Raw genomic sequence first — 5,559 nt, 5'->3', positions numbered from 1 at the left:
GAGCTGGTCGTGTGGGTCCGCAAGGAAATCGGCCCCATCGCGTCGCCCGACCTGATCCAGTTCGCCCCCGGGCTGCCGAAAACCCGCTCGGGCAAGATCATGCGCCGCATCCTGCGCAAGATCGCCGAGGACGAATTCGGCAATCTCGGCGACACCTCGACGCTCGCCGACCCGGCGGTCGTCGACGACCTCGTGGAGAACCGCCAGAACAAAACTCGTTGACCGTCTCTGATGGAGGGTTCCAGCCATGGCTTCCCGTGACTACGACCGAGTTATCCAAAGCCCGAGGTTTCAGGAGCTTGTCCGCCAGAGAACCAAGTTCGCCTGGACTCTGACCATTGTGATGCTCGTCATCTATTTCGGGTTCATCCTCCTCGTGGCGTTTGCCAAGCCCCTCCTCGCCATGAAGGTCGGCGACGGCGTCACCTCCTTGGGGATCCTGCTTGGGCTTGGCGTTATCATCGCCGCTTTCGTCCTGACCGGCATCTATGTTTACCGGGCGAACAGCGAGTTTGACGAACTGACCCGCAATCTCACGAGGGAGTTCTTGTGATGCGCAGGCTCCCCATCATCGCGGTCGCGGCTGTTCTAGTGGTCGATGCCGTTCTCTCGAGTTCCCTTGCAGCGGGTCCAGACTTGGGCGCGGTCCAGAAGCAGCCATTAAACTGGGCCGCGATCGTCATGTTTCTGCTTTTTGTGCTCGGCACGCTCGGGATCACTTACCGGGCAGCCACTCAGACCAAGACTGCCGCGGATTTCTATGCGGCGGGCGGCGGCATCACCGGGATGCAAAACGGCTTAGCCATCGCCGGCGACTATATGTCGGCAGCATCCTTCCTCGGCATCTCAGGTCTCGTCTTTGCCAGCGGCTTTGACGGTCTGATCTACTCGATCGGGTTCTTGGTCGGCTGGCCGATCGTTCTCTTCCTCATCGCCGAGCGATTGCGGAACTTGGGCAAGTTTACCTTCTCCGACGTGGCCTCGTTTCGTCTCGACCAGACCCAGATCCGCATTCTGTCGGCGGTCGGTACGCTTGTGGTGGTTGCCTTCTATCTCATCGCGCAAATGGTCGGTGCGGGTAAGCTCATCGAACTGCTGTTTGGCCTGGACTACCTGTACGCGGTTGTCATCGTCGGCGTGCTGATGATCGTCTATGTTGTGTTTGGCGGCATGAAAGCCACCACATGGGTCCAGATCATCAAAGCGTGCCTCCTCCTTGCCGGCGCCACTCTGATTGCCTTGATGGTCCTATGGCGATATGGCTTCAGCCCTGAGGCAATGTTCGCGGACGCCGTTGCAATCCACCCGAGAGGCGACGCCATCATGGCTCCCGGCGCCCTCGTGGCCGACCCGATCTCGGCCATCTCGCTCGGCCTTGCACTTATGTTCGGGACGGCCGGGTTGCCGCATATCCTAATGCGGTTCTTCACCGTGTCCGATGCCCGCGCGGCTCGGAAATCGGTATTCTACGCCACTGGCCTGATCGCCTATTTCTATGTTCTCACCTTCATCATCGGCTTCGGCGCGATCACGTTCCTGATGAACGACCCGAGTTACTTCAAAGTCGGCCCGAACGGAGTTTACGACAAGGTCAAGGACCTTATCGGCGGAACGAACATGGCCGCGGTCCATCTCTCCGCGGCCACCGGCGGCTCGCTCTTCCTCGGTTTCATCTCCGCCGTTTCCTTCGCGACGATCCTTGCCGTTGTCGCCGGGCTCACCCTTGCGGGCGCTTCTGCCGTCAGCCACGACCTCTATGCGGAGATCATCGCACGGGGCCGTGTTTCCGAACAGAAGGAGGTCAGGATCTCGAAGATCTCAGCGATCGCGATCGGGATCGTCGCCATTATCCTGGGCTACATCTTCGAGAACCAGAACGTGGCCTTCATGGTGGGCCTCGCCTTTGCGGTGGCCGCAAGCTGCAACTTCCCGGTTCTGCTCATGTCCATTCTCTGGAAAGGAACGACAACCCGGGGTGCTTTGGCCGGCGGGCTCCTTGGCCTTGTCAGCGCTGTCGTGATGGTGGTGCTGAGCAAGGCCGTCTGGGTGCAAACCTTCGGCTTCTCAAAGGAAATCTTCCCTTATGACAACCCCGCGATTTTCTCGATGCCGATCGCGTTCCTCGGAATTTGGGCTTTTTCCAAGCTTGACGCCAGCGAACGGGCGAAGGCGGAAATCGAGGCGTTTGATGCCCAATATGTTCGATCCGAGACCGGCATCGGCGCCACTGCTGCCCACTTGCACTAGCGATTAAGAGATATCTCCACCTTCCGGTTGATCAACGGCGGAGTGCTCGCGATCCATGCCAAGTCAATCTATGCAGGGCTTCGACACCGCCAATCCGCCCTTCGACCGGCTCGCACATCAGGAGGTCGAGGAGCTTAGGGCGGTGCTCGACATCGGGTATTTCAGCCCCGATGAGATGATCGTCCGGCAGGGACATGCGTCAGAACTGCTGCACATTGTCATCAAGGGAGCCGTCGAGGTTCGGGACGGATCCACGCTCCTGGCCGTGCTCGGCCCGAAAGACAGTTTTGACTCACGGGCGGTTGTGCACGGGGCGGCAGGTGAAGACTTCGTCGCGGTGGAGGAGACGCTCTGTTTCCTGATCCCCCGCAACATTGTTCTTGATCTCATCCGTCACAACGCAGCCTTCGCGGCCTTTTTCTATGCTGATGTATCCCGCAAGCTCGATGCGTTTGCCCAGCAGAGGAAAACGGAGGGCGTCGAGAGCGTGCTGCGGGCACGCATCAGCGAGGCGCGGCATGGCGGCGCCGTCTATGTCGATGGCGCAACCACGATCGAACAGGCCGGGCACTGCATGAAGGACAATGACATCAATGCCCTTTTCGTGCGGGATGGACAGCGTGTTGGCGTGGTCACAGGCATGAACCTGTCGAAAGCGGTCGTTCTGCGTCGATTTGCGCTCGACACGCCGGTCCGTGAGGTCTGCCATTTCGATGTTGTCTCGGTCGACGGGGGCGACTTCATTTTTGACGCGCTGCTTTTGATGACGAAGCACAACAAGCGGCGTCTCGCAATCCGATCGAACGGCCATTATGTCGGATTCCTCGAGGACATCGACATCCTGGGGCTGTTGGCCGGCAACTCCCAACTCATCCCTGGAAGAATTGACCGAGCCCGCAACCTCGACGACCTGGCGGGCGCGGCTCGCGACATCCAGGGCCAAGTCGAGCGGCTCCATCGGCAGGGGTTGAAGGTTGACCTGATCGCCGAAATCACCTCCGACCTGAACCGACGGTTGTTCAGAAAGCTCTTTGAGATGGTGGCCCCTCCAGCCATCCGCCAGAATGGCTGCCTACTGCTGATGGGTTCGGAAGGGCGTGGCGAGCAAACCGTGCGGACTGACCAGGACAACGCCCTTCTTCTTGCCGAGGAGGTTCCAGACGGTGACCTCGCGCAGTTCCGCCAGGCCTTTTCCGGCACCCTAGACGGGTTTGGTTTCCCACCCTGCTCCGGGAACGTCATGGTTCGTAACCCGGTGTGGTCGCAAACAGTCGAGGGCTTTATCCGCCAGCTCAAAGCCTGGGTGTTCAGCCGCGATGCGGCAGCCGCCATGAACATCGCCATCTTCTTCGACGCCGTGGCGGTCGCTGGGAAGCAAGACCTTGTCCTCCGAGCAAAGGAAGCCCTCATCGATCTCATGCGCGGCGAGGCTGCCCTCTTGGCGCATTTCGCACACTTGATCGAGACCTTCACGACCCCGAACCTTGGTGTCCTCAGCACGATCATGGCATCGGTGGGTGTCGGCTCGGATGAGATTGACCTCAAGAGAGCCGGTATATTCCCAATCGTGCATGGTGTCCGGACGCTGGCGATCGACAAGGGCATCCTTGTCAATCCTACAGCCGCGCGCATCGATGCTCTGGTCCAGATTGGATCCCTGGACACGAGGTTCGGTCGGGAATTGACCAGTGCGCTTCACGCCTTCATGGAATTCCGTCTTAGGGCGCAATTGCGCGCCTTGCACAGGGGAACCATCGAAGCCGAGTCCGTCGTGCGGCTCGACGAGATCACCACGGCGGAGCGGGATATGCTCCGGGATGCCCTCCGTGTCGTCCGCCAGTTCCGCGAATTGATCCGCAACCATTACAATCTCGGGGCATTCTGAATAATGCGCTGGTTGCGGAACTTGTTCTATCGCGTTTCCCTGGGAGATCACTCCTATCGATTCCTTTTCGAGCCTGGCCCTCCTGACGAGGTCGTCATTCTCGATTGCGAAACCACGGGGCTCAATCCAAGAACCGATGAGGTGATCGCCATAGCGGCACTGATCGTCCGCGGCCAACGCATCATGATGAGCACGCCCTTCAGGGCAGTCATACGGCCCGACAAGGATCCGACCTCCACGTCGATCAAGGTGCATCAGCTCCGGGCCCAGGATGTGGCGGTGGGACGGGCAATGCACGAGGTGCTTCCCGAGCTTCTCCGGTTTATCGGTGGACGGCCGATCGTCGGCTACTATGTCGACTTCGACATCCGCATGCTGGACAAATATATCCTCCGCTATATCGGGACGAAGCTTCCGAACCGTCGCATCGAGGTGTCCTCCATGTACTACGCTCTGAAATACGGTGGCGCTCCACCCGGAACGGTGCTCGACCTGCGGTTCGCTTCCATTCTTGCGGATCTTGGTATCCCAAGCCTTGAGCAGCATGACGCGTTCAATGATACGCTTATGACGGCCATGATGTACGTTCAGCTCCACGACATGCAGAAGCGTGGCACTCGCCTTAGCCGCACACGGATCGTACATCAGGTTGCGCCGATTGGCGCTTGAGGAGGATCATTCCCGAGAGTTTGGCCTAAGCATTCAAGGAGCCCGGAAACGGCTCGAAGGTCCGCCTTGGGTCATTAGCTGTCCTTCGACTAACCACCACTAATGTCCGCTTCCGTAGCTTATTGAGCTTTGATTGAGCACCTCAAAGTACGAGAAGAGAGTTCCCCGGGTCCCCCTTGCGCGCAGCCCTGTACCGACGAGGCGTGGAGCCATGCGCGCAACGAAGTGCGTAGCACTCCAGCACCACAACCCGCGCTTAGTCTCAGGCGGACTGCTCCACCAGCGACCGGCCCCGGCGAGCTCCACGCTTAGGCAAACATCTTTCTCATTCGCGCCGCAACATCAACCTGCGGGGCACGCGAGGTCGGAGGTGTAGCCGCAGCTGGTTCGCTCGACCAGTTTGTGCAGTTAAACAGCCTCAGCAGCTTCGACGGGATGAAGCGTGTCCGCGGCGTATAGACGTGGCGGTCCCCCCGCGGATGCTGGTTGTGGGTAAAGAATCGCTGCGGCATGACGAGGTGGAGATGATCTTCCGCCCGCGTCATAGCGACGTAAAGAACCCGCCGCTCCTCATCGATCTCGGTCTTGGTTCCGGTGCCGAGGTCACTGGGGATGCAGCCATCGACAGTGTTGAGGATGAAGACCGATTTCCATTCCTGGCCCTTGGCGGAATGAATGGTCGAGAGGATGAGATAATCGTCGTCGAGATGGGGGATGCCGGCCTGGTCGCTGGTGGCGTCCGGCGGATCGAGCGTCAG

The 5,559-nt window shown here is 59.6% G+C and carries 6 protein-coding genes; 5 read left to right on the top strand and 1 reads right to left on the bottom strand.

The features are described 5' to 3' along the window. The 5 genes from AC1DVM_RS22340 to AC1DVM_RS22320 all read left to right on the top strand — a co-directional run. Positions 1-222: AMP-binding enzyme (locus AC1DVM_RS22340; RefSeq protein ID WP_477258204.1), on the top strand; the 222-nt coding region annotated here is incomplete at its 5' end. A 25-nt stretch (positions 223-247) separates the two neighbouring features. Beyond that, positions 248-553 (top strand): DUF485 domain-containing protein, encoded by a 306-nt coding sequence (locus AC1DVM_RS22335; protein WP_477258202.1) that lies wholly within the window; start codon positions 248-250, stop codon positions 551-553. Then, positions 553-2,247, top strand: a complete 1,695-nt coding sequence (locus tag AC1DVM_RS22330) for a cation acetate symporter (RefSeq protein WP_477258200.1) — start codon at positions 553-555, stop codon at positions 2,245-2,247. Before AC1DVM_RS22335 ends, AC1DVM_RS22330 begins: the two co-directional genes overlap by 1 nt. Positions 2,248-2,302: 55 nt before the next feature. Further along, complete coding sequence (locus AC1DVM_RS22325; RefSeq protein WP_477258198.1) at positions 2,303-4,132, top strand: DUF294 nucleotidyltransferase-like domain-containing protein; 1,830 nt, start codon at positions 2,303-2,305, stop codon at positions 4,130-4,132. Positions 4,133-4,135: 3 nt separating this feature from the next. Next, positions 4,136-4,801, top strand: coding sequence for a 3'-5' exonuclease (locus AC1DVM_RS22320; RefSeq protein ID WP_477258196.1), 666 nt, complete (start codon positions 4,136-4,138; stop codon positions 4,799-4,801). A 308-nt stretch (positions 4,802-5,109) separates the two neighbouring features. Here AC1DVM_RS22320 and AC1DVM_RS22315 read toward each other — a convergent pair. Then, the coding region (locus tag AC1DVM_RS22315; protein WP_477258194.1) for a 3'-5' exonuclease at positions 5,110-5,559 on the bottom strand (450 nt) is incomplete at its 5' end.

Source organism: Microvirga sp. P4_A5, from assembly GCF_056402495.1.
This window is presented reverse-complemented; position numbering and strand designations above follow the sequence as displayed.

Coding starts and splice junctions, on each gene's coding strand:
- AC1DVM_RS22335 (WP_477258202.1), top strand. CDS start 248: ATGGCTTCCCGTGACTACGACCGAGTTATCCAAAGCCCGAGGTTTCAG.
- AC1DVM_RS22330 (WP_477258200.1), top strand. CDS start 553: ATGCGCAGGCTCCCCATCATCGCGGTCGCGGCTGTTCTAGTGGTCGAT.
- AC1DVM_RS22325 (WP_477258198.1), top strand. CDS start 2,303: ATGCCAAGTCAATCTATGCAGGGCTTCGACACCGCCAATCCGCCCTTC.
- AC1DVM_RS22320 (WP_477258196.1), top strand. CDS start 4,136: ATGCGCTGGTTGCGGAACTTGTTCTATCGCGTTTCCCTGGGAGATCAC.